Consider the following 24,059-nt stretch of genomic DNA (forward strand, 5'->3'; position numbering starts at 1 on the left):
TGCCCCCACTAGCCACCCACATGCTCAACTGGATCGTTCCAGAACTCGCTGACCGTACGTCCGGAGCGCCCGCAGCAGGTCGATCTCCCGAAACGCCGGCCAGTTGAGGTCGCAGAACTCGATATCGGACCGGGTCGCCTGCCACAGCAGGAAGTCGGACATCCGCAGCTCGCCACTGGTACGGATCACCAGATCCGGGTCGGGCAGACCGGGCACATAGAGGTGCCGGCTGATGTCCTCCTCGGTCAGCTCCGCAGCAACCTCAGACAGCTCGCGACCCGACGCTGCGGCCTCGTCCAGTACGCCGCGGACCGCATCGACCACCTCGAGCCGCCCGCTGTAGCCGATGGCAATCGTCAGATCGCCGGCGTCGTGCCGATCCCGGGTGGCCTCGACGGCCTCCTTCAACGCGCGGGCAGTCGAATCTGGGAGGAGGTCCAGCTGCCCGGCGACATGCAGTCGCCAGCGGTGATCTCGCCGTACATGCTTGGCGAGGACGGTCTCCGCGAGTTGCATCAGGTAGTCGACCTCGGCCGGGTCGCGGCGCTTGATGTTGTCGGCCGACGCGACCCACGCCGTCACGCACCGCACGCCCGCGCGGGCACTCCACGCAAGGAACTGCTCGAGGTGGTGGGCGCCGAAGCGGTGGCCGAGACGTACGTCGTCCAGGCCGGCTTGGCGCGCCCAGCGGCGGTTGCCGTCCATGACGATTGCGACGTGCTGCGGCTGCGGGAGACCGGCGAGTTGGCGGCGCAGTTTGTGGGTGTAGAGGCGGTAGAGAGGGTTCATCAGCTGGTCGCGCTCGTGAGTACGTCGGCCAGGTCGAACTTGAGGGGTTCTTCGAGTTGTTCGTAGGTGCAGGATTCGGGGGTGCGGTCGGGGCGCCAGCGGACGAACTGGGCGGTGTGGCGGAAGCGGACGCCTTCCATGTGGTCGTATCGGACCTCGACTACGCGCTCGGGGCGGAGGGGTGTGAAGGAGAGGTCCTTGCCGGCTTGCCAGCGACTGCCTTCGGCGTTGCGTGGCGTCCGGGTGCCTTCCTCTTGTTTGGCCCAGGCCCAGGGGTGGTCGTCGAAGGTGGTGACGAGCTCTTGCATCTCGACGAAGAGTTCCTTGCGGCGTTCGAGCGGGAAGGCGCCGATGACGCCGACGCTCGCCAACGTGCCGTCCTCGTTGTAGAGGCCGAGTAGCAGGGAGCCGATGCGGTCGGGACCGCTCTTGTGGAGGCGGTAGCCGGCGACGACGCAGTCCGCCGTACGCTCCGGCTTGATCTTGAACATGGTCCGTTTATCCGGCAGGTAGAGGCCGTCGAGCGGCTTCGCGATCAGCCCGTCGAGCCCGGCGCCTTCGAACTGCTCGAACCACTGGCCGGCCGTGCCGTGGTCGGTGGTGGCGGGCGTGATGTGGATCGGCTCCTTCGCATCGGCGAGCGCCTCCAACAAGGCGGTACGGCGTTCGCTGAACGGGCGCTCGGTGTAGTCCTCGTCGCCGAGCGCCAGCAGGTCGAAGGCGACGAAGCGCGCCGGGGTCTTCTCGGACAGCATGTTCACCCGGCTCGCGGCGGGGTGGATGCGCTGTTGCAGCACCTCGAAGTCGAGACGGTCGCCGGACTCGCCGATCACCACGATCTCGCCGTCGATCGCGCAGCGCTCCGGCAGGTTCGCCTTGATCGCCTCGACGAGCTCGGGGAAGTACCGCGTCATCGGCTTCTCGTTGCGGCTGCCGATCTCCACCTCGTCACCGTCGCGGAAGATGATCGAGCGGAACCCGTCCCACTTGGGTTCGTAGCTCAGCTCCCCGCGCGGGATCCCCTTCACGGGTTTCGCGAGCATCGGCTTCACCGGCGGCATCACAGGCAGGTCCATGTGGCCATTCTCACCTATGCCCAACTCCATTGGTCTCCGATGCGTCTCACCCGGTGAAGGCAAATGTTGACCAACTCGGGAGGTTGATCATGCGCATCAAAGGTCAGAAGAAGCTCCTCGGGACGGCTGCCGCACTCGCTGTGACCGTGCCGTTCGTCCTCGGTGGTGCCGCTCCGGCGACCGCCGCGACGGCCTGCGGCAAGTCCGTGGCGAACGTCGCCGCCGTGACGTACGCCGATCGTCTCGTCCGCGCGTGGGGTAGTGGCGAACAGGCCGCCACCTCCTGCTACGCGAGTACGGCGACCGCCCGCGCGCTGAACGCCCAGGCGACTCCGGGCGGTGTCCACTGGCGTCGTGTCGGCACTCAGGGTGCAGCCGGGACGATCTACGTGACGTACCACGACGACGCGCGCGGCGGGAACCTCACTGTCGGCGTACAGAATGTCGGCCTGCGCGGATCCGGCGGCTGGCATGCCGCGACCAGCGCCCGGTTCGTCGGTGAGCCGAAGGCGTGGGGTCCGGTGCAGTGGTCCGACAACCTGATCCGCGCCTGGGGCCGCGGGGACACGAAGTGGATGACGTACTACGCAACCCCGAGTGTCACGAAGGCACTGACGAAGATCTCCAAGACCGGCGGCTCCTCGTGGCGCCGGATCGCGGCTGATGCCGGGGCCGGTTCGACGTACGTCACCTACCGGAACGACGCCACCGGCCACCGTCTGGTCGTCGGCGTGTCGAACATCGGACTGAGCCAGGGCGACGCCCACGCCGCCGATCGGGTCCAGTACAAGTAAGGCGCGACCCGCGAGGTCTGTGGACAGTGAGCCGATCGCCGTCGACAATTTCGTTTATGGGTCCGCTCCCGCTGGTGAACACGCGTCCTTCCGACGCGGAGCGCGATCGCGCGCTCGCGGTCCTGCGGGAGGGCGCCGGCTCGGGTCGGTTGTCGCACGACACCTTCATCCGCCGGATGAACTTCGTCTTGCGCGCCCAGAGCCGCGGTGAGCTCGATTCGGTCCTGACCGATCTACCCCGCCCCGAACCTCGCATCGCCGGCTGGATGCGCACCACGCGCACCCGGCTGGCGCGCGTCAACGTCTGGCGGCGCCTGGAGGACGTCCTCGGAATCCCGCTGGCGAAGCGCGAACTCCCCGCCGTACCGATCCAGAACCTCGCCCTACCCCCAGCCGGTACGCCGACAGTCCGCATCGGCCGCGGTCCCGGCGCCACCCTCCGCCTCGCCGACATCTCCGTCTCCCGCTACCACGCAGAACTCCGCCACGTCGGCGACGGCTGGATGATCCGCGACCTCGGCTCGATGAACGGCACCGAACACAACGGACGCCGCATCACCACCCCCGTCCGCGTCCGCCCCGGCGACCACCTCCGCTTCGGCGCGATCACCTTCACCCTCACCTGGACCGACGAACCCGAATAGCTGGACTCCGTAGCAAGTACGGGGTTTACCGTCGAAGCATGACCTGGGTTCCGGATGCGTGCACACTTCCGACCGTCGAGCAGCCGCTGCGGGTTGCCGAGTTCGATCGGCTCTTCGCTGATCACCTCGTCGCGGCTGACCGCGCGGATCCACAGACCGTGGAGCTCGTCCTCGGTGCCGACTCCCATGACTCCGCCGCCGATCTGATCGCGCGAGAGAGCGGTTGCTGCTCGTTCTTCACCTTCACGCTGGCCGAGCCCGCGAACGGCCACCTTCGCCTCCGGATCCAGGTCCCGCCGACACAGACCGCCGTACTGGATGCGCTCGCCGATCGGCTGCATCGGTGAGCGTGCTGCGGTCCGTCGCACTGTTCGTGCTGGCGGCAGTGGCTGAGATCGGTGGGGCCTGGCTGATCTGGCAGGGGTGGCGCGAGCATCGGGGATTGTGGTGGATCGCCGCGGGAGTCGTTGCCTTGGGCGCCTATGGGTTCGTGGCGACGTTCCAGCCCGATCCGAACTTCGGCCGGATCCTCGCGGCGTACGGCGGGGTGTTCGTGGCAGGGTCGTTGGCGTGGGGGATGGTCGTCGACAAGTTCCGGCCGGATCGGTGGGATCTGGTCGGCGCGGCGATCTGTCTGGTGGGAGTCGCGGTCATCATGTACGCGCCGCGCAGCAGCTAGACCGGCGGATCGATGACCGTGGGGTGCGCCTCGGAGTGCGCACTCCACCAGGGGCGGGCGGCGGAGTTCTCGGCGATGGTTTCGCGGTAGGTCTCGACGAAGGTCCGGTGGACAGTGTCGACGGTTTCCTGTCCGACGTTGTCGACGCGGTAGCGCAGGGTCCGGCGCCAGGACAGCGGTTCGCCGGCGAGCGGTTTCACGACGGTGCGGGGGAGTTCCCGGACGGTCGGGGCGCACAGGCAGATGCCGCGGCCGGCGCCGATCAGCTGCTCGATCTCGGTCGTGTCGAGATTGGCGTAGCGGAAGTCGGGGGTGAAACCGGCCTGCTCACAGGCCTCGCGCAGATAGGCCAGGTCGCCGTCCTCCTTCCCGGCCGGCGGGCAGATCCAGACATCGTCGGCCAGCTCGTCGAGCTTCACCTCGTCGGCGCCGGCCAGCCGGTGCGACCCGGGGAGCGCGACCCCGAACGGTTCCGGATAGACCATCGTCTGCTCGCGGATCCCCGGTGGGCACGGCGGTGCGTAGGCGTCCTCGCACAGCCCCATCATCGCGATGTCCAGGACGTCGGCGGCCAGTAACTCGGTCAGGACCGCGGCCGACGAGTCGACCTGGGTGGCGATCTCGCGACCCGGCAGGGCTTCCTCGAGCCGGGCGAGCCATCTCCCGAACATGACGGTGCGCGCCGATCCGAGCCGCAGGGGTCCGGAATCGGCCAGGTGCCGGCGGCTGGAGCCGATCAGCTCGTCCATGTCGGCGAGCATCGACCGCGACCTGGTCAGTACATGCCGGCCGAGCGGGGTCGGGACCACACCGTTCGGGCCGCGCTCGAACAGCGATCCGCCGACCGCCTCCTCGATGCGGTGCAGCTGGGCGGTCAGCGACGGTTGCGAGACACCCAGTGCGGCGGCGGCCTTGGAGACGCTGCCGGTGTCCGCAAGGCGGCAGACCACGCGCAGATGGCGAAGTTCGAGCTCCATAGCGGCGAGGTTATGCCCTGCTGGGATATCACAGCCATCACGTAGAGGTGTCAATGTCATCGGACAGAGGACACCGGCCGTTCACCTGCCCGCCCTGCCGGAACCGGCGTCCTCCTCATTCCGCCACCGGCCGGCCCGGACTGCAGCCCCAGCGGCCGGTGGCGGGGTCTCCGCCCCCATCTAGTGAGGACGTGTCCCAGTGAAACGCACTGCCCTGCGTACGGCGACGGTCGGAGGCGTGCTCAGTCTCGCGCTTCTGACCACCGCCGTTGTCACTACCAAGCTCCCGTCGGCCGACGCCGACGCGAGCGTTGCGTCGAAGCCCGATCCACGGGCGCTCGCGATCCGCACCGCCGACCGCCTGGTCGAGGGCCGGGCCGCCGAGCTGAAAGCCGGTTCTGGGGACCGGTTCATCCGTCAGCAGGACATCAGCACCCCGTGGGGTCTGCAGTACGTCGCCTACCAGCGCACGTACCAGGACCTGGCCGTGATCGGCGGCGACTTCGTTGTCACCACCGATGCCGCTGGCAACGCCAAGGGCATCACCGTCGCCCAGCAGCAGCCGATCTCGCTCGACCGCACCCCCACGGTCAGCAAGGCGGCCGCTCGCAAGGCGGCGCTGAAGACGCTCCAGAAGGCCGACCCGGTTCCTGGTGAGCCGACCCTGGTCGTCTACGCAGGTGGCGCCAAGCCCGTGCTCGCCTGGGAGGCCCGCGTCCAGGGTCGCGACCACGGTGAGGCGACCCGCCAGAAGGTGTACGTCGACGCGCGCACCGGCAAGGTCGTGCACACGATCGAGGAGAGCGCTGCCGGCACCGGTACCGGGATCTGGAACGGCTCGAACCTGACCATCGGTACGACGCAGTCCGGTTCGACGTACACGATGGTGGACCCGGCGCGCCCGTCGCTGCGATGCGGCAACCAGTCGAACGGCACGACGTTCTCCGGCCCGGACGACACCTGGGGTAGTACGTCGAAGACCGACCGCGAGGCCGGTTGCGTCGATGTCATGAACACCGCCGCCGGCGAGTGGGATCTGCTGAAGAACTGGTACGGGCGCAACGGCCTGGACAACCAGGGCAAGTGGGCCGATGCGCTGGTCGGCCTCGGTGACATCAACGCCTACTGGGGTTCGCAGTACAACCCCGACGGTGTCGTCTTCGGCTACAACAACGCGAACAACTGGATCACCGGTATCGACGTGGTCGCCCACGAGTACGGTCACGGGCTGGACGCGAACACCCCCGGCGGGATCTCCGGGCACCCGTCGCAGGAATCGGTCGCGGACATCTGGGGAGCGCTCACCGAGGCGTATCTCAACAACCCGAACGACGCTCCCGACTACGAGGTCGGCGAGCGGATCAACCTGCAGGGCAACGGCCCGATCCGCTACATGTACCAGCCGTCGAAGGTCTCCGGGCACCCGGATTGCAACTCCAGCAGCCTGCCGAGCTCGGTGCACGCCGCGGCCGGTCCGATGAACCACTGGTTCTACTTGCTTGCCGAGGGCACCAATCCCGGTAACGGCAAGCCGACCAGCCCGACCTGTAACAACACCACGCTGACCGGCATCGGGATCAAGGACGCCGGCAAGATCTTCTACAACGCGATGCTGTCGAAGACGTCCGGCATGACGTACGGCAAGTGGCGCTCGGTCACGCTGAACGCCGCGAAGAACCTGGACAGCAGCTGTGCCTGGCACGGCAAGGTCAAGGCAGCCTGGGACGCGGTGTCGGTCCCGGCCCAGTCCGGCGAGGCCACCTGCGCCCCGAGCGGTAACGACTTCACCATGTCCGTCTCGCCCGCGAGTGGCACCGTGAAACCCGGAGAGAGCGCTTCCGCAACGGTGAACACCGTGATCGGCAGCGGCTCGGCGCAGTCGGTCCAGCTGAGCGCGTCCGGTCTGCCGTCCGGCGCGACCGCGTCGTTCGACCCGGCCTCGATCCAGTCCGGCAACTCGTCGACGCTGAAGATCAGCACGACGTCGAGTACCGCGGAAGGTTCGTACGACATCCGCATCACTGGTGATGGTGCGAACGTCGACCGGACCGCGACGTACCGGCTGACCGTCGGCGGGTCCGCCCCGCCCGCCGGCGTGCCGAATATCGACGTCGAGAAGGTGAAGGCGCACCTGCAGGCGTTGCAGACAGCAGCGGACAACAACGGCGGCAACCGGCGGGCCGGCAGCGCGGGCTACACCGCGTCGGTCAGCTACATCGAGGGCAAGCTGCGCGATGCCGGCTACACCGTGGCCAAGCAGCGGTGCACGAACTGCCAGTACCCGTCGGACAACCTGATCGCCGACTACCCCGGTGGTGACGCGAACCAGGTGATCATGCTCGGTGCGCACCTGGACAGCGTGAGCGCCGGTCCGGGCAGCAACGACAACGGTTCCGGCTCGGCAGCGATCCTCGAGGTCGCGCTGGCACTCGCGCAGCAGCAGCCGACGTTGGTCAAGCACGTCCGGTTCGGTTGGTGGACCGATGAGGAGCAGGGCCTGAACGGCTCGGAGTTCTACGTCGGCCAGCTGTCGTCGGCCGACAAGTCGAAGATCAAGGCCTACCTGAACTTCGACATGGTCGCCTCCACGAACGCGGGCTACTTCGTCAACAACATCACCACAGACACCGGCAAGGTGCTGAAGGCGTTCTACGACGGGCTGAACCTGGCTCCGGAGGAGAACACCGAAGGTGCGGGACGTTCGGACGACGCGTCCTTCAAGAATGCCGGGATCCCGACCAGCGGTGTCGCCGCCGGGGCCAGTGCCCGCAAGACAACTGCGCAGGCACAGAAGTGGGGCGGCACCGCTGGCTCGGCCTACGACCCCTGCTACCACGCGTCCTGCGACAAGTACCCGGCCAACATCGCGGCGACCGTACTCGACCGCAGTGCCGACGCGGCGGCGTACGGGTTGTGGAAGCTGGCTGTCGGCGAACCGCCGACCGGGAGCGACTTCAGCCTGAGCCTCGACCCGGCCAGTGGTTCGGTTGCCCCGGGCAACTCGGTGCAGACGACCGTGAAGACGGCCACCACCAGTGGTGACCCGCAGTCGGTGCAGCTGGCCGCGAGCGGCCTGCCGAGCGGGGTGACCGCGACGTTCTCGCCGACCAGCGTGACGTCGGGATCGTCGTCGACGCTGACGATCGCCGCGTCGTCGTCGACGGCAGCCGGCTCGTACGACGTTGTGGTCAAGGGAACCGGCGCGGTCAGCCACGAGTCGACGTACCGGCTGACGGTGACCGGATCCCAAACCGGCACCGTGACGGTCGAGAACCCGGGGAGCCAGTTCGGGTTCGTCGGCTGGCAGGCCTTCCCGCTGCAGCTGCGGGGAACCTCGAGCGCCGGCCTGCCGATCACCTTCACCGCCACTGGCCTGCCGCCCGGCCTGACGATCAGCTCGTCCGGCTCGGTCACCGGGATGCCGACCACCCGCGGCGCCTACTCAGTGACCGCGACAGGTAAGGACTCCAGCGGCGCAAGCGGAAAGGCGACCTTCAGCTACACCATCTATTAACAGGCTGGGCCGCGGAGGAACCCACCAGGTCTTCCGCGGCCCGACGCCACACCGTGCGGCCTTCTCCTGATGAGGTGGGAGAAGGCCCCGGTGTCGGCGGATCAAGGCAGGAGAACGACCTTGCCCACGGTCCGCCGTTCTTCGAGCGCCCGGTGAGCGGACGACGCCTCGGAGAGCGGGAACGTGGTCGAGAGCGCTCTCCAGCGGCCCTCGACGGTCTCGTCGAGGGCCGCCTTCTCGAATTCCCGAAGCCGGCTGCGGATATCACCGAGCGCGGCAGTGACCGAGACGCCGCGGGAGGACAGCTCAGGGGAGTCCTCCGGCAGCGGCTCACCGCCTGACCAGCCGAACGTCAGCACCCGCCCGCCGTCCGCGATCAGCTCCAAGGCCCGCCGCCCACTCTCACCCGCAACCCCGTCGAGCATCACGGTCACCGGCCGATGGGGATTGTCGGGGGCGGCCGCCGCACTCCCCGTCGGCTCGTGCCCCGCTGGCTTGTGCCCCGTCGGCTCGTGCCCCGCCGCGAGATCAGCTCGGAGAGCGCTCACCCACTCCGGATCCCGGTAGTCGGCGACATAGTGGGCACCCAGATCACGAACCAGCTGCACCTTGGCCGGTCCACCCGCGACACCGATCACCGTTGCCCCAACATTGCGCGCAGCCTGAATCAGGTACGCGCCGATCCCACCCGCCGCCGAAGTCACCAGTACGACATCGTCGGAGGAGAGCGCTGCCTGCGCGAGGATCCCCGCCGTCGTGCGTCCGGTCCCGATCGCCGCCACCGCCTGTACGCCGTCCACGTGATCAGGCAGTTCGTACAACGACTCCACCTTCGCGACCGCAAGTTCGGCGTACCCGCCCGGCACCATCCCGAGATGGACCACCACCCGCTTGCCGACCCACCCGCCGTCAACCTCCGGCCCGACCTCCCGCACGACCCCGGCGATCTCCCGCCCCGGAATCGTCGGCAACTCCGGCGCCGAGAACGCGGTCCCCTCGAAGTTGCCCTCCCGCAGAAACGTGTCGAGCAAGTGCACCCCGGCCGCCTCGACCTGGATCAACACCATCCCCGGACCCGGTATCGGATCCGGTGCCTCTTCATACCGCAGGTTCTCGGCCGGCCCGAACGAATGCAACTGAATCGTCTTCATGGCCGAGAAGCTATGACCTCAACTTCACTTGAGGTCAAGCCAGTACTGCGGATCTGGCAGCAACGCGTCCAGCCGATCGACAAGCTCTTGCGGGAGCTCGGCTTCCAACGCGGTGAGGAGCGCGTCGACGCGAGCGGGCTTGGTGATGCCGACAACCGTGCCGGTGATGTTCGGGTCGTCCACCGAGTGACGCAGCGCCGCGGTGGCCAGGTCGAGCCCGTGATCGCGGCACGCCGCATCCATCTCAGCGACAGCCTTCAGTACCGCGTCAGGCGCGTCGCGGTAGCCGTACTTGGTCGCACCCTGCGGGTTCGCGAGAATCCCGCCACCGTAGATCGCGGCGTTCACCACTGCGAGATCATCAGAGAGCGCTCTCTGGTGTAGCTCAGCCGCGGAGTGGTCGACCAGGCTCCAGCGGTTTTGAACCAGCAGGACCTCGAAACCGCCGAGGTCGAGATAGCGGCCGAGCTCGGTCGTGTTACCCCCGGCCAGGCCGACGTGACCGATCTCGCCGTCGGCGCGGAGCTGCATCAAGGTGTCGACCGCATCGCGCATCGAGTCGAAGTCGTGGAACTCGGGATCGTGCAGGTACACCAGCGGCAGGTCGTCGAGCCCGAGACGTTCCTTGCTCTCGGCAACGCTGGCCCGGACCCGCGCCCCCGAGTAGTCGGAACCGCGAGCATCGACCTTGGTCGCGACGAGGAACCCGTCCGGCAGGCCGCCGTACTGGCGGATGGCCTGGCCGATGCGACGTTCGCTCTCGCCGTCGCTGTAGCCGTTCGAGGTGTCGATCCAGGTGATCGGGCTGTCGAAGATCCGCAGGATGACTTCGATCGCCTGCTCCGCCGAGACGTCGTACCCGAAGACGGCGGGCATACTCCCCAGCCCGCTGCCCCCGGCGCATACGGAGGAGACGGTCAATCCGGTGCTGCCGAGTGGTCGTAGGTCCATGCCATCGACCCTACGACCATGTCAGGTTGAGTGTGCAACCAGCCCACAAACAGCCCACACAGCCCTTGTAAATAAGGCCTTCTGGCCTCGAAAACTGTCGGTGCCCATGTCTAAGCTATTGGGTATGGAGATGTTGGCGTTGCCCCCGGTGTACACGCAGAGCTGCAGCGAATTGCTGTCGCGCCTGGACACCCTGAAGGCCGCCAAAGCCCTGATCGAGACCGACGAGCTCCAGGTACTCGCCCGTCTCGACGAGATGGGCGCGGCGGCCGAGCTCGGTGCCCGCGACACCGTGGAGCTGGTCTCGGAGCGGTACCGGATCGACCGTGCGGAGGTCCGCAAAGACCTCGCCTTCACCAGCGCCCTGCACAAATACCCAGCCGTCACCGCCGCCCTGCCCGACCCGACCGACCCCGCGCGCCCTGCGGTGGTGTCTGTTGACCAGGCCAAGGTCATCGTCAAGACCTTGGAGAAAGCACCCTCGACCGTGCCGGTCGAGACCCTGACGGTCGCCGAGGAGCAGATGGTCGAAGCGGCCCGGATCACCAATCCCCGCGAACTCACCCGGTTCGGGCACAAGGTGCTGTCTACTTTGGACACTGATGGCCCGGAGCCGGCCGAGGATGTGGCGCGCGCGAAGGAGTACCTGCGGCTACGACCCACCGAAGACGGCGTCAAGATCACCGGATTCGTCGCCGGCGCCTACGCCGAACTCCTCAAGACCCAGCTCCACACCCTGTCCAAGCCCCACAAGACCGTCGACGGTGAACGCGACCCACGCACGGCCGACCAGCGAGGCGCTGACGCGCTGAAGATCATCCTGGACCGCGCCGCAGGCAACCCGGACTCACCCGGCGTCCCGCACCTGATAGTCACCATCGACTTCGCAGACCTCAAAGCCTCGCTGGCCGCTGCCCCAGCCGCTCTCGGCGGCACCGCCCAAGCTGGCACAACCGACGCTGGTGCGCCCGACGGGCGCGGCGGGGTGGGTGAACTGGTGTTCGGCGGGAACCTGTCAGCAGGCGCCGTCCGGCTGCTGGCCTGCGACGCCGCCGTGCTGCCGATCGTGCTCGGGGGCGACTCCCAGCCCTTGGACGTCGGCACCGAGCAACGCTTCGTGAACCGCTACATCCGCCGGGCGTTGAACAAACGTGACAAGGGCTGTGTGGTGTGCCATGCCCCACCGTGGATGTGTCACGCCCATCACTTGATCCATTGGGCCAACGGCGGTCCGACCAGTCTGCAGAATCTGGCGTTGCTGTGCGCGGTCCATCACCGCGCCGTCCATGACGGTCAATGGGCGCTGTCGATCACTACTGCCGGCGTGCAGGTCACCCGCCCGTCGTGGGCCGACCCACCCCGCACCGATCCCGCCGCACTCGCCGAGGTCATCGGCTGGGTCACCCCTGCCCACAGCCCCAACGACGGCGATGACGATCGGGCCAGCGTCAGCACCAGCACCACCAGCGCCGACTGGACCGGCCTCAGCGGCGTCACCAGCAACCCAACCCACCAGCAACCCGAACGACTCCCCGCCGCCAGCACCCTACCCAACCCTGGACTGGCCGCGGCCCGCGAAGCCCTCAGCCGCCTGCCCGCCCTCGTCCCCAACTACACCGACCCCTGGGGCACCAACACCACCCCCACCGCCGACCCATAAACCCCACCACCCAACTCACCAACCCCACCCGTCCACCCACCCCATCACCCTCACCGCGGCAGCCGGTTATGTGTGGACGACTGTTCGGTCGTCGCGGGTTTGTGAATAGTAGTCAGCCTCGGCTTCGGCGGGTGGGCGTCGGTCGAGGCGGTGCATGAGCCGGCTGGTGTTGTACCAATGCACCCAGTCGGCGGTGATGGTCTCGACACTGGCCAGGCCGGTGAGTGGTCCGCGGCGAAACGGTGAGTCGTCGCGGATGCATTCGGTTTTGTAGAGGCCGATGGTGGTCTCGGCCAGGGCGTTGCCGTAAGCGTCGCCGACCGTGCCGATCGAGGGGCTGAGTCCGTGTAGCTGCAAGGTCTCGGTGAGGTGCACCGAGGTGTATTGGGATCCGGCGTCGGAGTGGTGAATCGTCTTGTTCTGCAAGGGATTGCCTTGTCTTCTGCGTATCGTGGCGGCCTGGGCGATGGCCCGTTCGACGAATGCGGTGTGCTTGGACGTGGAGCATTCCCAACCGACGATCCGTCCGGCGAAGGCGTCGATGACGAACGCGGTGTAGGCGAACGCGCCGGTCGCCAGGCGCACGTAGGTGAAGTCCGCGACCAGCAGCCGGTTGGGTGCCGCGAAGGTGAACTGGCGGTTGACCAGGTCCGGTGCCCGGGTCGCGGCCGGGTCCGCGATCGTGGTGCGGACCTTCTTGGCCCGGGTCACGCCGCGCCAGCCGTTGGTCTTCATCAGCCGCTCGACCGTGCACCGCGCCACGCCAATGCCTTGGCGTTGCAGGTGGGCCCACATTTTCAATGACCCGTACAACGCCTCCGGTGGGCGTTTGCCGTGCTCGTCGGGCTCGTAGTACCCGGCCAGTACCCCGGCGGTCACCGTGGTGTCCCACAGCGCCCGCTTGGACGGCGCCCGGACCGTCCAGGCGTAATAGGTCCTCGAGGCGATCTGGCAGCCCTGCGCGGACAGCACACGGCAGATCGAAGCGACCCCGAACCGAGCCTTGTGCTCGGCGATGAACCGGCAGATCAGCGCTGTCGCGGGTCGCTCTCCCGCGCGAAGAAACTTGTCGCGGCTTTCAAGATCTCGACCGTGCGTTCCAGTTCGGCGTTCTTCCGCTTCAACTCCCGGATCTCCCGCGCCGACTCAGACGACACCCCGTCGGCCTGGCCGGCATCGATCTCGGCCTGGCGAACCCAGCGGCGCAGCGTCTCGGCCGTCATACCCAACCGGGCCGCCACCGCCTTGATCGCAGCAAACTCAGACGAATAGTCCTGAACATGATCAATGACCAGCCGGACCGCCTTAGCGCGGGTCTGCTCGTCGTACTTACTCGGCATAGATGCCACCTTCCCAACGAAGGAGGTGTGCATCAAACCCGGGGTGGTTCACTATCCGGGTCGATGGGTCACCCGCACGCCACCTGATCCCCGGGTCTGCAACCACGGAGGTGGGTCACCTGCAGGCCACCGCCGTGGCAGCAACCACAGCTCGTCAGCCTCAGACGACGCAGACACTGGTCGCCGGCAGCAACCATCCCCCTCAGCCACCGGACCGCCCAGCCACCCTGCTCTTAGTCGGCCGCAGCGGCGATCAACCACCGCGCACGTTATCGGCCGAGTCCACGCCTGGCTGCGCCACCCAACCGGATCAGCTGTAAGTCACCTGATCCCCGGGCCGAAACCTACAGCGGTGGTCAGCTGCAGGCCGCCTAATCCCCGGGCCAGCAACCACAGCCCGTCGGCCCCAGGCGAGGGAGAGTCTGGTCGCCGGCAGCAACCATCCGACTCAGCCACCGGATTGCTCAGCCATCCTGCTTTTAGTCGGCCGCACCGGTGACCAACCACCGCGCACGTCGTCGGCCGAGTCCACGCCGGAGCTGCGCAAGCCAACCGGACCAGCCGTAAGCCGCCTGATGCTGGGGTCAGCAATTGCAGCGGTGGGTCAGGTGCAAGCGACCTGATCCCGGCAGCAACCACAGCCCGTCAGCCCCAGACGATGCAGGCGCCGGTCGCTCGCAGCAACCGTCCGGCTCAGCCATCGGATCGCGCAGCCACCCTGCTTTTAGTCGGCCGCAGCGGTGATCAACCATCGCGGACGTCGTCGGCCGAGCCCGTGCCGGAGCTGCGGCGACTCGGTCGCGGACGAAGGTGTTGTGGTCAGGGATGACTGTTGTGTTCCCGGTCATGGGTGGATCGCTGTGGGTGGTCGCGGTGGGGGCTGGTTGGCCCACTAGGGTTGGCGGCATGGTGATTCGGCTGAGTGAGCGGTGGCCGGAGGTTAGCTCGGATCGGCTGCTCTCCGAGTGCGTGCCGCCGCCTCGATTCGCCGATGCCCGGTTCGCGACGTACCGGCCGAACCCCGACGAGCCCTCGCAGGCCGAGGCGCTCGGCGTACTGATCGAGCGTTCCGAGCATCTGGCTCAGCCGCGGCAGACGCCGTCGATGTGGTCGAGGCTGCGTGGTCGTGCGCCTGACCCAGGCAAGCCTGGGGTCTACCTCGACGGCGGGTTCGGGGTCGGCAAGACGCATCTGCTTGCGTCGCTGTGGCACGAGGCGGCCGGTCCGAAGATGTACTGCACGTTCGTCGAGCTCACCAACCTCGTCGGCGCGCTCGGACTTCGCGCGGCCGTCGAGGCGCTGTCGTCGTACCGGCTGATCTGCATCGACGAGTTCGAGCTCGACGATCCCGGCGACACGATGCTGATCACCCGGCTACTCGGGCAACTCGTCGCCGCCGGTGTCCAGCTCGCCGCGACCTCGAACACGCTGCCCGACAAGCTGGGGGAGGGGCGGTTCCAGGCGGTCGACTTCCTCCGCGAGATCCAGGCGCTGGCCGCGAACTTCGACGTACGGCGGATCGACGGCCCCGACTACCGCCATCGCGGCCTCCCGGAAGCACCCGAACCGTGGACCGACGAGCGCGTGGAGCAGACCGCGGCCGAGCGTCCGTCGACATCCTGCGATCACTTCGTCGACCTGCATCACCACCTGGCCGAGCTGCACCCGAGCAAGTACGGCGCTCTGCTCGACGGCGTGCAGGCGGTTGCGATCACCGACATCCGGCCGCTCGACGACGAGAACGTCGCGTTGCGGATGGTGGTGCTGGCTGACCGCATGTACGACCGGGATCTGCCGTTGCTGGCGAGCGGCGTACCGCTTGATCAGCTGTTCTCGGCGGCCATGCTCAAGGGCGGTTACCGGAAGAAGTACTTACGGGCTTTGTCTCGATTGATCGCATTGTCACGCACATCCTGAGACGCTGAACCCCCGGACGTGCTTCGCTGAAAGCATGCTCAAGAACCGCGTCCTGCTCTCGTCCGCGCTGCTCGTGCTGGGCTTGATCCTGCTCGCCGTCGGCGGCTTCATCCAGTTCCACGACGTCAGCGGCTTCGGCTGGGAGCAGTGGAACCGGCCGCTCGGGTACGTCGCGGCCGTGCTCGGGATCGCGGCGGTGGTCGCCGCCTGGCCGTTGCCGAAGGCCCGCACCATGCTCGGGATCGAGCTGGCCGTGCTCAGCGGGCTCGTGATCTTGCTGGGGCTCGCGAACACCGGCTTCCGGTTCATCTGGGTCCGGGAAGAGTTCGAGATGGTCGCCTTCGAGTTCATCCTCTTCCTGCTCGCCATCGTTCTGGTCGCCACCGCGCGGGCGGCGCGCACCGGAGCGGGCGGGTGGCTGCGGCTGGTCGGCTACCTCCTCGGTACGACGGTGCTGGTGTATGGCACTTTCCTCGTCGGGGTCGAGTACTACGACCGGACCATGTGTGGCAGTGACGATTCCGGCGACTGCCTGGCCGTGCTGGGCGCGCTGTTCTGGGCGGGAGGCGCGATCGTGGTCTGCGTGATCGCGATCGCTGTGATCGAGGGCGTGTTGTGGCGACGCCGTCATCCTTCCCGGGTACCGCAGCACCGATAGGGCAGGATGGGCAGATGGCGAAGCAGAAGAAGGCGAAAGCAGAGGAGGCCGGAGGGCTGCTCGAGCAGCTGCGAGTCCCCGCGGGCCCGGTGGATCTGACCACGTATGACCCGCGGGCGACGACGGGGTTCGTCGGCGCCAAGGACGACGGCAAGGCCGCGCTGGAGTCGCTCGGCGCCGAGGTGTCCGATTGGCAGGAGCGATTGTTCGCCGAGGGCCGCAAGGGCGGTCAGCGCAGCGTGCTGCTGGTGCTGCAGGGGATGGACACGTCCGGCAAGGGTGGCGTGATCCGCCACGGCGCCGGGCTGATGGACCCGCAGGGCCTGAAGATCACCTCGTTCAAGGCACCGACGCCGGCCGAGAAGCGCCGCGGGTTCCTCTGGCGGATCCGCCAGGCCGTCCCCGGGCACGGGATGATCGGCATCTTCGACCGCTCGCACTATGAGGACGTGCTGATCGCGCGCGTCCGCAACCTGGTCGCGCCGAACGTGTGGGACCGGCGCTACGACCAGATCAACGAGTTCGAGGCCGAGCTCGCCGAGAGCGGTGTCACGCTGCTGAAGTGCTACCTGCACATCTCGCCCGACGAGCAGAGGGTCCGGCTCGAGGAGCGCCTCGACAACCCGACCAAGCACTGGAAGTACAACCCCGGCGACGTCGACGAGCGGCAGCTCTGGCCGGACTACATGGACGCGTACCACGCGGCGATCGAGCGCTGTAACAGCGAGCAGTCGCCGTGGTTCGTGATCCCCAGCGACCGCAAGTGGTACCGCAACTGGGCCGTCACCACCCTGCTCCTCGAGACCCTGAAGGGCCTGGACCCCCAGTGGCCGGCCGCTGACTTCGACGTCGCCAAGGAGAAGAAGCGCCTCGCGGCGACCTAGAGATCCGGGTCGATGTCGTTCTTGCGGAGCAGGTCGCGCAGCTTGGCGACCTGCTCGTGCAGCCGCTCGTTCTCGTCCAGGACGGCGTGCAGTTCGGCGATGAGGTGATGCCTGCGCCCGTACGTCGTCCAGTCCGGATCGCCGGCCACCATTGCCTCGACCGCCGTGCGCGACCGCTTTCGCCGATCGATGCGCTGTTCGGTGAGGCTGCGGACGGCGTCGATCTCCACGCCGAGCCGGGACAGGACTTGAGCGGCGACGCCGTCGGTGTCCTTGAGTAGTCCGAGCAGGAGATGCTCGGTGTCGATGTCCTCCGAGCCGAGGCGCCGCGCTTCCAGGTATGAGTCCTCGAGAGTCGCCTTGGCGCGCGGCGTGAACGGGACGAATCCGTCCGGCGAGCGCTGACCGCGGCCGACGATCTCGATCACGAGCTCACGCACCGCGGAGGCGCTGGTCGCGGCCAGTAGCTTCGAGGCGCCGCCCTCGGCCGTCCCGATCAGCCCGAGCAGTACGTGCTCGGTGCCGATGTAGCTGTGGTTGAGCTGCCGAGCCTCTTCCTGCGCGAGGATGACCACCTTGCGTGCCAATTCCGTGAACCGTTCGTACATACCGACCCGCCTCCCCATCCAGTCATCGAACTCATCAAGTCGCTCGCGGACGAAATCCGCGACCCCGCTCGCGTCACCGGCGGCGATCCGGTCCAGCACCTCGTCGACCTCGGCCACGGGTTCGAGCCGGAGGTCTGCGTGATTCAGTGCGGTGAATTGCAGCACGACCGCCACCGCCACCACTCGGTTCGCGCCGTCGAACGGCCGACCGCGGACCAGCCCGGCCAGCAAAGCCGCGGATGCCTCGGCCAGCCCGCCGGTACGCCGTACGTCGGACAGGACGCGCTGAACCGTGTCGAGGTTGGTTCGGCGGACCGCCTCGTCGGAGTCGCAGCGCAACACGCGCGCCGCGACCGCGAGGACGTCGTACAGGTCGAGGTGCCGCATCAGTCGTCCCCGCGCAGGCGGCGCAGAGACTCCTCGTGCCGGGACAGGTTCTCCTCGAGCAGCCGGCTGAAGCCGCTGTCGGTCCGGCGCCGATCGACGAGCTCGGCGATTGCCTCGCGCGCCACGTCCGACACCGACCGTCCCTCGACCGCCGCCACCGTCTGCAGGTGTTCAGCCAGCTCCGGGTCGAGCCGGAGCAGGATGTTCTTGGTCGCCTCTTTCGCCATGGCTACCAAGATAGCGTGATATCACGCTATCGCAAGGTCTCGGATCCTCGATCGTGGCGGCAGGCCGCGACCCGGGCCGCGACCGCGGCCGCTGCGGGCGCGTCCTGGGCGGGTTTCGCAGAGCCGGCCGGGGCGACACCGCTGTGCGCGGCGAGTAGGGACTGGTAGAGCGCCTTGGAGTCCGAGCTGCCGTACTGCGCCTCGAGCTGGGTGATCAGCGACTTCGCAGGCTCGGCCGCCCCTTCCGCACCCATCGCGGTTTCGATTGCTCGCTTCACGTGGAAGACCTCGGGCTCCGGAACGAGGCCGGGCAGCTTGCTGTCGGCGTACAGGTCCGCGGCCGCCCGCTCCCACTGACGCTCGCGCACAGGTCCGGGCTCGTGCTGGACGGTTGCTTCCGGCGCCACCCCGCGTGCTAGTCGCGACTGGTACAGGGCTTCCGCGGTCGGGCTGCTGTAGAGCTTCTCGAACGACTCCATCGCGTACACGCCGGCCTGGAACGCCTGCTGGCCACGCAGCGCGCTGAGTTCGCGGGTCTGCTGCACGTTGCCGCGCCCAGTGTTCTCGTCCAGCCAGGCGAAGTGCGTCCGCATGGCCTCGCCGATCTCACGCTTCACGAAACCGACGTCAGCATCGGGGACGAGGTCGGGAAGCTTGCTGGTCTCGTACAGTTGGTCGACCAACTCGTCCCACTGACCGCGCGGCGAGGCGGCCGCCTGGCGTCGCAACGCCTCCCGATCCATCCCGGTCCGGCCGTCGACGCCTTGGCTCATCGCCCGCGCGGCCGGCGCGAACGACTCGTAGGTCTCACCCGACTCGACTTCATGGATGCCCGGGGCAACCTTGTCGAGACCGGTCTCCTTGATGAAGTCGTTCAGGTACGCCGTGTTGAACGCCTCGACGAACCCTTCCTCGGCCCACCGCAACCACTTGCGATCACCGAACGGCGCCGCCGACAAGGCGTAGTCGTCCTTGTCCGGTATGGCGAAGTGCGCGTTCTCATGCAGTACGACGCCAATTGCCCACCGGAATCGGCGCAGCGTCTGCTCGTCGTGCTGCTGCCCGGGGTTGGCGAACATCTCCCGCAGATGCTGCACCACGAACTTGTTGTGCAGGTGCATCCGGCCGTCCCACGCGGCGATGCCACCGGCACTCTTGGTCTCGTCCAGCGCCTGGTTGTGCGCGGACTGACCGGCCCGGGTGATCTTCAGTACGGCGGCCTTCGCATCCTCCTTGAGGAACGCCATCAACGCCGGGTTGTCGTACTCCTTGCGCATCGCCGCCAGCTCGGTGTCGAGCGCGCGAACCGCCTGCTCCCCGTGCGCCTGGCATGCGGCGAACACCTTGACGGGATCGTCACCGGTGACACCGCCGACCCGGTCCAGATGATCGCGAACGACCTGCTCGGACCGGAGGATCGTCACGTGCTGGGAGTGCAGAGGGACCAGGAACTCGAGCTCCTGACTCTCGTACCAGAGCTTGCTGGCCCACTCGAGCTTCAGATGCGGCGGGCGCCGGTGAATCTCCTCGGCGATCCGCTCCGTGCGCCACTTCCAATTGGTGGCGAGGGCGCCGACGTAACCGACGGCGGCCGCCGTCTCCCGGGTGTACTCGGGGTCGGCCTTGGCTGCCTTGAGCCCAGGCACGGTCTGCTCCAGACCGAGCCGGTCGATGAAGTCGTCGACGTTCCAGGCCGCCCAGAGTTCTGACGTTCCTCGGTCGAGGACCTTCGCCCAGGTGTGATCCGCGATGGCGTCGGCGCGCTTCTCGTCGTAGCCCGCGCGCTTGAGCAGTCGGCTGTGCTCACGCAGCAATGACTGCAGCGCCCCGCGGTAGCGCGTCAGCGACGCGGGATCCGACTGCGGGTTCTCGAACATCTCGCGCAGGGCTTGCATGCGCTCCGGCGCGAGGTCGATCGATCCCTCGGTCCAGCGTGAGCTCTTCGCCCACTTGTCCATGGCAACGGTCGTGCCGGCGGCCAGACGCATCAAAGCGTCGAAGGACCTGACGGACTCGGACACGGGGTGCACCTCCGGAAGCTACGACGCGCTATTGCGCGAAACCGTAGCTCCCGGAGGGGCCAGTACTACGCAGACTGCACGAGCACCGGGCGCGGTGCCGGGGCCAGCGTGAGTAGGTCGAGACCGGCAACGCCGTACCGGAGGAGGACCAGGCGCGCGACCTCGGCGCTGACGCCGAGCGGCCGGGAGACCGCGACCGCGCCCGCCTTGCGGGACATGGACTCCGCGCGGTCCGGCAGCACGCCGGGAGCGAGGAACAGCGAGCCGACCGCGACGTGCCGACGACCCTCGAGCCGCCACTGCAGGACGGCCTCGGCCGGTGACGGCGTCGCGGCGCACACGAACGCAGCGGTGACCGGCAGCTTGTGCCGCTGACCCCACAGGCGCGCCAGGCGGGTCACGCTGGCGTTGGCCTGTGAGTCACTGGAGCCGGCCGCCGCCAGCACGAGCGCGTCGAGTTCACGCACCCGGCCGTCCTTGAGCTCGGCGCGCATCCGGCGGTCGAGTACGTCGAGCAGCGAGTCGTCGTACCCGAGCACGTCGGAGGCGATGATCCGCAGGTTCGGGAACCGGCTGCGCGACTCGTCGATCACGGCCGGTACGTCGACCCGGGCGTGGAAGGCGGACGACATCAGCAGCGGCAGGACGACGACCTCTTCGACACCCTCGGCGGCGAGCTTGCCGATCACCTGGTACGGCGTGGGCGGGCAGTGGTCGAGGAAGGAGGCTTCGATCCGCAGGTCGTCACGCAGCTCGCGCAGGCACTTCACGAGCGAGTGGACGGTGGCGGCCGAGCGCGGGTCGCGGCTGCCGTGGGCGAGGATCACGAGAGCTGGAGCAGTCACAGCAGTTCCCCTTCTTCGTCGTCGATCATGCCGGCTGCGAGCGTCCATCCGTCGTGGGCGTCGATCAGCAGGAAGGATCCAGTGATGTTGTTACTGGAGTACGGGTCGGCGGCGAGCGGTGCGGCGATTTTGAGCTGCACCTTGCCGATGTCGTTCAGGTCCAACCCGGCGGCGTCTATGACGCCGAGTGTGTCCAGATCGAGCACCCCGGCGATCTTGGTGACGATCGCTTGGGCCGTTGTGGTGGTGTGTTTGATGAGTAGCCGGGCGCCCACGGTCAGTGGGCGTTCGGACAGCCAGGCCACGGTCGCGGCCAGTTCCCGGCGGGTGCCGGGGGAGGAGTCGGCCGCGACGATGACTGAGCCGCGGGCGACGTCGAGGTTGTCGGCGAGCCGCACCGTGACGGCTTCACCGGCGACCGCACTCGGCCGTTCGGCAACTGCGGTCGCGGTGGCGGACACGACTGGGCGGTCGATGCCGGCGACCGTCGTACGGCGTCCTGCCGGGAGCACGATGACCGGGTCGCCGACCGAAACGGTGCCGGAGGCAACAGTTCCGGAGTAGCCGCGGTAGTCGCGGTACTCGTCGTCGGTCTGCGGGCGGATCACGTACTGGACCGGGAAGCGCAGCGGGCGACCGGAGATGTCCGACCGGCCGGTTGCGTTCTCGAGGACCTCGAGCAGCGTGGGACCGGCGTACCAGGCCGTCTGCTCGGAGTGCGTGACGATGTTGTCGCCGACCAGGGCCGAGACCGGGATGGTCTTGAGGTCCGCGATGCCGAGCTGGTCGGCGAGCTGCCCGACCTCTTTGGCGATGCCGGTGTAGACGGCTTCGTCGTAGTTGACCAGGTCGATCTTGTTGACCGCGAGGACGACGTGCGGGACGCGCAGCAGGCCCATCACGGCGAGGTGCCGGCGGGTCTGCTCCAGTACGCCGTGCCGCGCGTCGACCAGGATGATCACGACATCCGCGGTGGAGGCGCCGGTGACCGTGTTGCGCGTGTACTGGACGTGTCCGGGGCAGTCGGCCAGGATGAACGACCGCTTGTCTGTGGCGAAGTAGCGGTAGGCGACGTCGATCGTGATGCCTTGTTCGCGCTCAGCCCGGAGGCCGTCGGTGAGCAGGGCGAAGTCGAAGTCACCACCGCGAGCTTCGGAGACCGTCTTCACGTGCGCGATCTGGTCGGCGAGGATCGCCTTGCAGTCGTGCAGCAGCCGGCCGACCAGCGTGGACTTGCCGTCATCAACCGAACCCGCCGTGGCGAGCCTGAGCAGTTGTCGGTTGAGGGGGGTGCTCATCAGAAGTACCCCTCTCGTTTGCGGTCTTCCATGGCGGCTTCGCTGGCGCGGTCGTCGGCGCGGGTGGCGCCGCGTTCGGTGATGGTGCTGGCCGCGACCTCGATCACGACGTCGGCCGGCGTGGTTGCGGTGGAGGCGACGGCTCCGGTGCAGGACATGTCGCCGACGGTGCGGTAGCGAACGGTGCGCTCGGCGACGGTTTCGCCGTCACGGGGCTGTGAGTAGGGGCCGACGGCAAGCAGCATGCCGTCGCGCTCGAACACGTCGCGCTCGTGGGCGTAGTAGATGCTCGGGAGCGGGATGTTCTCGCGGGCGATGTAGTTCCAGACGTCCAGCTCAGTCCAGTTCGACAGCGGGAACACCCGGACGTGCTCGCCGGGCTTGTGCTTGCCGTTGTAGAGCGACCAGAGCTCGGGGCGCTGGTTGCGGGGGTCCCACTGGCCGAACTCGTCGCGCAGGCTGAAGATGCGCTCCTTGGCCCGGGCGCGTTCCTCGTCGCGCCGACCGCCGCCGAACACTGCGTCGAAGCGGTGCTCGTTGATTGCGTCCAGCAACGGAACCGTCTGGAGCTGGTTGCGGGTGCCGTCGTTGCGCTCACGCAGCCGGCCGTCGGCGATGTAGTCCTCGACGCTCGCGACCTCGAGCCGCAGCCCAAGTTGGGCGACGGTGTTGTCGCGGTAGGCGAGGACCTCGGGGAAGTTGTGCCCGGTGTCGACGTGCAGCAGCGTGAAGGGAACTCCCGCAGGTGCGAACGCCTTGCGTGCCAGGTGCAGCATGACGATCGAGTCTTTGCCGCCCGAGAACAGGATGACCGGACGCTCGAACTCCGCTGCCACCTCACGGAACACGAAGATGGACTCGCTCTCGAGTGCGTCCAGCTCGGTTACCGTGTTGGTACTCAGGGGAGCCTCCAAGATGGCGGTCATGTGTGGAGCCCGCATTCGACTTTGCCCGTGCCCGACCAGCGGCCGCTGCGCGGGTCCTCACCGGGGGCGACGCGTTGGGTGCACGGTTCGCAGCCGATCGAGGGGTAGCCGTCGTACTGGAGCAGGTTGACCAGTACGCCGTTGTCGGTGATGTAGGAGTCCAGGTCCTCCTGCGTCCACGGGGCGATCGGGTTGAGCTTCACCATGTCGCGCTTCTCGTCGTACTCGACGAGGGGAGTGTTCGCGCGGGTCGGCGCCTCCTCGCGGCGGATGCCGGTGACCCAGGCCTTGTAGTGAGACAGATGCCGATTCAGCGGCTCGACCTTGCGGAGCGCGCAGCACTTGTCCGGCTGGCGCTCGTACAACTTCTCGCCGTACTCGGCGTCCTGCTCGGCGACCGTCTGCAGCGGAGTGCCGTTGATCAGGTTGATTGGCAGCATCGACGCCACTGCGTCCCGGGTGCCGATCGTCTCGACGAAGTGGTAGCCGGTGTCGAGGAACAGGACGTCGACACCAGGAGCCGCCTCGGCCGCCAGGTGGGGGAGTGCCCCGTCCGCCATCGACGCGGTCACCACCAGGTCATCCCCGAAGGTCTCTCGCGCCCACGCCAGCACTTCCTGCGGCGAGGCGTCCGCTAGTCGTTCATTCGCCTCTTCGGCGATTGTCTTGAGGTCTGTACTCATTCCACGTTCACCCGTAAACCGATCATCTTG

The 24,059-nt window shown here is 67.8% G+C and carries 22 protein-coding genes; 9 read left to right on the forward strand and 13 right to left on the reverse strand.

The annotated features are described in order from the left end of the window. Positions 1-24: 24 nt before the first annotated feature. Both uppS and ACFTSF_RS07775 read right to left on the reverse strand, forming a co-directional pair. Positions 25-789 (reverse strand): polyprenyl diphosphate synthase, encoded by a 765-nt coding sequence (gene uppS / locus ACFTSF_RS07770; protein ID WP_380153118.1) that lies wholly within the window; start codon positions 787-789, stop codon positions 25-27. Beyond that, positions 789-1,865 carry an ATP-dependent DNA ligase gene (locus tag ACFTSF_RS07775; protein WP_380153119.1) on the reverse strand — a complete coding sequence of 359 codons (1,077 nt, stop codon included), beginning with the start codon at positions 1,863-1,865 and terminating at the stop codon, positions 789-791. Before ACFTSF_RS07775 ends, uppS begins: the two co-directional genes overlap by 1 nt. An 89-nt stretch (positions 1,866-1,954) precedes the next feature. On the opposite strand from ACFTSF_RS07775, the gene ACFTSF_RS07780 reads away from it, so the two are divergent. From ACFTSF_RS07780 to ACFTSF_RS07795, 4 genes are read left to right on the forward strand one after another with little or no spacing between them, the layout of a single operon-like run. Then, positions 1,955-2,659 carry a hypothetical protein gene (locus tag ACFTSF_RS07780; RefSeq protein ID WP_380153120.1) on the forward strand — a complete coding sequence of 235 codons (705 nt, stop codon included), beginning with the start codon at positions 1,955-1,957 and terminating at the stop codon, positions 2,657-2,659. Positions 2,660-2,715: 56 nt separating this feature from the next. After that, a complete protein-coding gene (locus ACFTSF_RS07785; RefSeq protein WP_380153121.1) occupies positions 2,716-3,303 on the forward strand; it encodes an FHA domain-containing protein in 588 nt (195 codons plus the stop codon). 38 nt (positions 3,304-3,341) lie between these two features. Then, a complete protein-coding gene (locus ACFTSF_RS07790; RefSeq protein ID WP_380153122.1) occupies positions 3,342-3,650 on the forward strand; it encodes a hypothetical protein in 309 nt (102 codons plus the stop codon). After that, complete coding sequence (locus ACFTSF_RS07795) at positions 3,647-3,982, forward strand: YnfA family protein (RefSeq protein WP_380153123.1); 336 nt, start codon at positions 3,647-3,649, stop codon at positions 3,980-3,982. The genes ACFTSF_RS07790 and ACFTSF_RS07795 overlap by 4 nt, the downstream gene beginning before the upstream one ends. Here the strand turns inward: ACFTSF_RS07795 and ACFTSF_RS07800 are convergent. Further along, positions 3,979-4,959, reverse strand: a complete 981-nt coding sequence (locus tag ACFTSF_RS07800) for a LysR family transcriptional regulator (RefSeq protein WP_380153124.1) — start codon at positions 4,957-4,959, stop codon at positions 3,979-3,981. The two genes, ACFTSF_RS07795 and ACFTSF_RS07800, sit on opposite strands and share 4 nt — an antisense overlap. Positions 4,960-5,158: 199 nt before the next feature. Here ACFTSF_RS07800 and ACFTSF_RS07805 point away from each other — a divergent pair, with 199 nt between their 5' ends. After that, entirely contained in the window at positions 5,159-8,473 is a 3,315-nt protein-coding gene (locus ACFTSF_RS07805; RefSeq protein ID WP_380153125.1) for a M28 family peptidase, read from the forward strand. 101 nt (positions 8,474-8,574) lie between these two features. Here ACFTSF_RS07805 and ACFTSF_RS07810 read toward each other — a convergent pair whose 3' ends face one another. Both ACFTSF_RS07810 and ACFTSF_RS07815 read right to left on the reverse strand, forming a co-directional pair. Continuing rightward, the gene (locus ACFTSF_RS07810; protein ID WP_380153126.1) at positions 8,575-9,624 is read right to left on the reverse strand and encodes a zinc-binding dehydrogenase; all 1,050 of its coding nucleotides are present in this window, start codon (positions 9,622-9,624) and stop codon (positions 8,575-8,577) included. Between the two features lie 24 nt (positions 9,625-9,648). Beyond that, on the reverse strand, positions 9,649-10,575 hold the full coding sequence (locus ACFTSF_RS07815; RefSeq protein WP_380153127.1) for an aldo/keto reductase: 927 nt from the start codon (positions 10,573-10,575) through the stop codon (positions 9,649-9,651). A gap of 124 nt (positions 10,576-10,699) precedes the next feature. On the opposite strand from ACFTSF_RS07815, the gene ACFTSF_RS07820 reads away from it, so the two are divergent. After that, entirely contained in the window at positions 10,700-12,235 is a 1,536-nt protein-coding gene (locus ACFTSF_RS07820; RefSeq protein WP_380153128.1) for a DUF222 domain-containing protein, read from the forward strand. Between the two features lie 66 nt (positions 12,236-12,301). Here ACFTSF_RS07820 and ACFTSF_RS07825 read toward each other — a convergent pair. Further along, a protein-coding gene (locus ACFTSF_RS07825) for an IS3 family transposase (RefSeq protein ID WP_380153129.1) occupies positions 12,302-13,575 on the reverse strand; the annotation gives its coding sequence in 2 pieces (ribosomal slippage) (positions 12,302-13,302 and positions 13,302-13,575; 1,275 coding nt in all). 906 nt (positions 13,576-14,481) lie between these two features. On the opposite strand from ACFTSF_RS07825, the gene zapE reads away from it, so the two are divergent. From zapE to ACFTSF_RS07840, 3 genes are read left to right on the forward strand one after another with little or no spacing between them, the layout of a single operon-like run. After that, positions 14,482-15,492, forward strand: a complete 1,011-nt coding sequence (gene zapE / locus ACFTSF_RS07830; protein WP_380153130.1) for a cell division protein ZapE — start codon at positions 14,482-14,484, stop codon at positions 15,490-15,492. A gap of 34 nt (positions 15,493-15,526) precedes the next feature. Beyond that, positions 15,527-16,150 carry a hypothetical protein gene (locus ACFTSF_RS07835; protein WP_380153131.1) on the forward strand — a complete coding sequence of 208 codons (624 nt, stop codon included), beginning with the start codon at positions 15,527-15,529 and terminating at the stop codon, positions 16,148-16,150. A 14-nt stretch (positions 16,151-16,164) separates the two neighbouring features. Further along, positions 16,165-17,034 carry a PPK2 family polyphosphate kinase gene (locus ACFTSF_RS07840; RefSeq protein WP_380153132.1) on the forward strand — a complete coding sequence of 290 codons (870 nt, stop codon included), beginning with the start codon at positions 16,165-16,167 and terminating at the stop codon, positions 17,032-17,034. Here the strand turns inward: ACFTSF_RS07840 and ACFTSF_RS07845 are convergent. The 7 genes from ACFTSF_RS07845 to ACFTSF_RS07875 form a co-directional block, all read right to left on the reverse strand. After that, a complete protein-coding gene (locus ACFTSF_RS07845) occupies positions 17,031-18,029 on the reverse strand; it encodes a Clp protease N-terminal domain-containing protein (RefSeq protein WP_380153133.1) in 999 nt (332 codons plus the stop codon). The genes ACFTSF_RS07840 and ACFTSF_RS07845 overlap by 4 nt on opposite strands. Next, positions 18,029-18,256, reverse strand: coding sequence for a ribbon-helix-helix protein, CopG family (locus ACFTSF_RS07850; protein WP_132414664.1), 228 nt, complete (start codon positions 18,254-18,256; stop codon positions 18,029-18,031). The genes ACFTSF_RS07845 and ACFTSF_RS07850 overlap by 1 nt, the downstream gene beginning before the upstream one ends. A 26-nt stretch (positions 18,257-18,282) precedes the next feature. Beyond that, positions 18,283-20,277, reverse strand: coding sequence for a hypothetical protein (locus ACFTSF_RS07855; RefSeq protein WP_380153134.1), 1,995 nt, complete (start codon positions 20,275-20,277; stop codon positions 18,283-18,285). A 65-nt stretch (positions 20,278-20,342) separates the two neighbouring features. Then, positions 20,343-21,122, reverse strand: coding sequence for a sirohydrochlorin chelatase (locus ACFTSF_RS07860; RefSeq protein WP_380153135.1), 780 nt, complete (start codon positions 21,120-21,122; stop codon positions 20,343-20,345). Then, a complete protein-coding gene (locus ACFTSF_RS07865; protein ID WP_380153136.1) occupies positions 21,119-22,420 on the reverse strand; it encodes a sulfate adenylyltransferase subunit 1 in 1,302 nt (433 codons plus the stop codon). Before ACFTSF_RS07865 ends, ACFTSF_RS07860 begins: the two co-directional genes overlap by 4 nt. After that, positions 22,420-23,346, reverse strand: coding sequence for a sulfate adenylyltransferase subunit CysD (cysD, locus tag ACFTSF_RS07870; RefSeq protein ID WP_380153137.1), 927 nt, complete (start codon positions 23,344-23,346; stop codon positions 22,420-22,422). The genes ACFTSF_RS07865 and cysD overlap by 1 nt, the downstream gene beginning before the upstream one ends. Continuing rightward, positions 23,343-24,029, reverse strand: a complete 687-nt coding sequence (locus ACFTSF_RS07875) for a phosphoadenylyl-sulfate reductase (protein ID WP_344146949.1) — start codon at positions 24,027-24,029, stop codon at positions 23,343-23,345. The genes cysD and ACFTSF_RS07875 overlap by 4 nt, the downstream gene beginning before the upstream one ends. Positions 24,030-24,059 lie beyond the last annotated feature (30 nt).

The organism is Kribbella sp. NPDC056951 (assembly GCF_042674205.1).
Taxonomy (GTDB): Bacteria; Actinomycetota; Actinomycetes; order Propionibacteriales; family Kribbellaceae; genus Kribbella; species Kribbella yunnanensis.

Coding starts and splice junctions, on each gene's coding strand:
- ACFTSF_RS07850 (WP_132414664.1), bottom strand. CDS start 18,256: ATGGCGAAAGAGGCGACCAAGAACATCCTGCTCCGGCTCGACCCGGAG.
- ACFTSF_RS07845 (WP_380153133.1), bottom strand. CDS start 18,029: ATGCGGCACCTCGACCTGTACGACGTCCTCGCGGTCGCGGCGCGCGTG.
- ACFTSF_RS07820 (WP_380153128.1), top strand. CDS start 10,700: ATGGAGATGTTGGCGTTGCCCCCGGTGTACACGCAGAGCTGCAGCGAA.
- ACFTSF_RS07835 (WP_380153131.1), top strand. CDS start 15,527: ATGCTCAAGAACCGCGTCCTGCTCTCGTCCGCGCTGCTCGTGCTGGGC.
- ACFTSF_RS07800 (WP_380153124.1), bottom strand. CDS start 4,959: ATGGAGCTCGAACTTCGCCATCTGCGCGTGGTCTGCCGCCTTGCGGAC.
- ACFTSF_RS07875 (WP_344146949.1), bottom strand. CDS start 24,029: ATGAGTACAGACCTCAAGACAATCGCCGAAGAGGCGAATGAACGACTA.
- cysD (WP_380153137.1), bottom strand. CDS start 23,346: ATGACCGCCATCTTGGAGGCTCCCCTGAGTACCAACACGGTAACCGAG.
- ACFTSF_RS07790 (WP_380153122.1), top strand. CDS start 3,342: ATGACCTGGGTTCCGGATGCGTGCACACTTCCGACCGTCGAGCAGCCG.
- uppS (WP_380153118.1), bottom strand. CDS start 789: ATGAACCCTCTCTACCGCCTCTACACCCACAAACTGCGCCGCCAACTC.
- ACFTSF_RS07815 (WP_380153127.1), bottom strand. CDS start 10,575: ATGGACCTACGACCACTCGGCAGCACCGGATTGACCGTCTCCTCCGTA.
- ACFTSF_RS07810 (WP_380153126.1), bottom strand. CDS start 9,624: ATGAAGACGATTCAGTTGCATTCGTTCGGGCCGGCCGAGAACCTGCGG.
- ACFTSF_RS07780 (WP_380153120.1), top strand. CDS start 1,955: ATGCGCATCAAAGGTCAGAAGAAGCTCCTCGGGACGGCTGCCGCACTC.
- ACFTSF_RS07840 (WP_380153132.1), top strand. CDS start 16,165: ATGGCGAAGCAGAAGAAGGCGAAAGCAGAGGAGGCCGGAGGGCTGCTC.
- ACFTSF_RS07865 (WP_380153136.1), bottom strand. CDS start 22,420: ATGAGCACCCCCCTCAACCGACAACTGCTCAGGCTCGCCACGGCGGGT.
- zapE (WP_380153130.1), top strand. CDS start 14,482: ATGGTGATTCGGCTGAGTGAGCGGTGGCCGGAGGTTAGCTCGGATCGG.
- ACFTSF_RS07775 (WP_380153119.1), bottom strand. CDS start 1,865: ATGGACCTGCCTGTGATGCCGCCGGTGAAGCCGATGCTCGCGAAACCC.
- ACFTSF_RS07785 (WP_380153121.1), top strand. CDS start 2,716: ATGGGTCCGCTCCCGCTGGTGAACACGCGTCCTTCCGACGCGGAGCGC.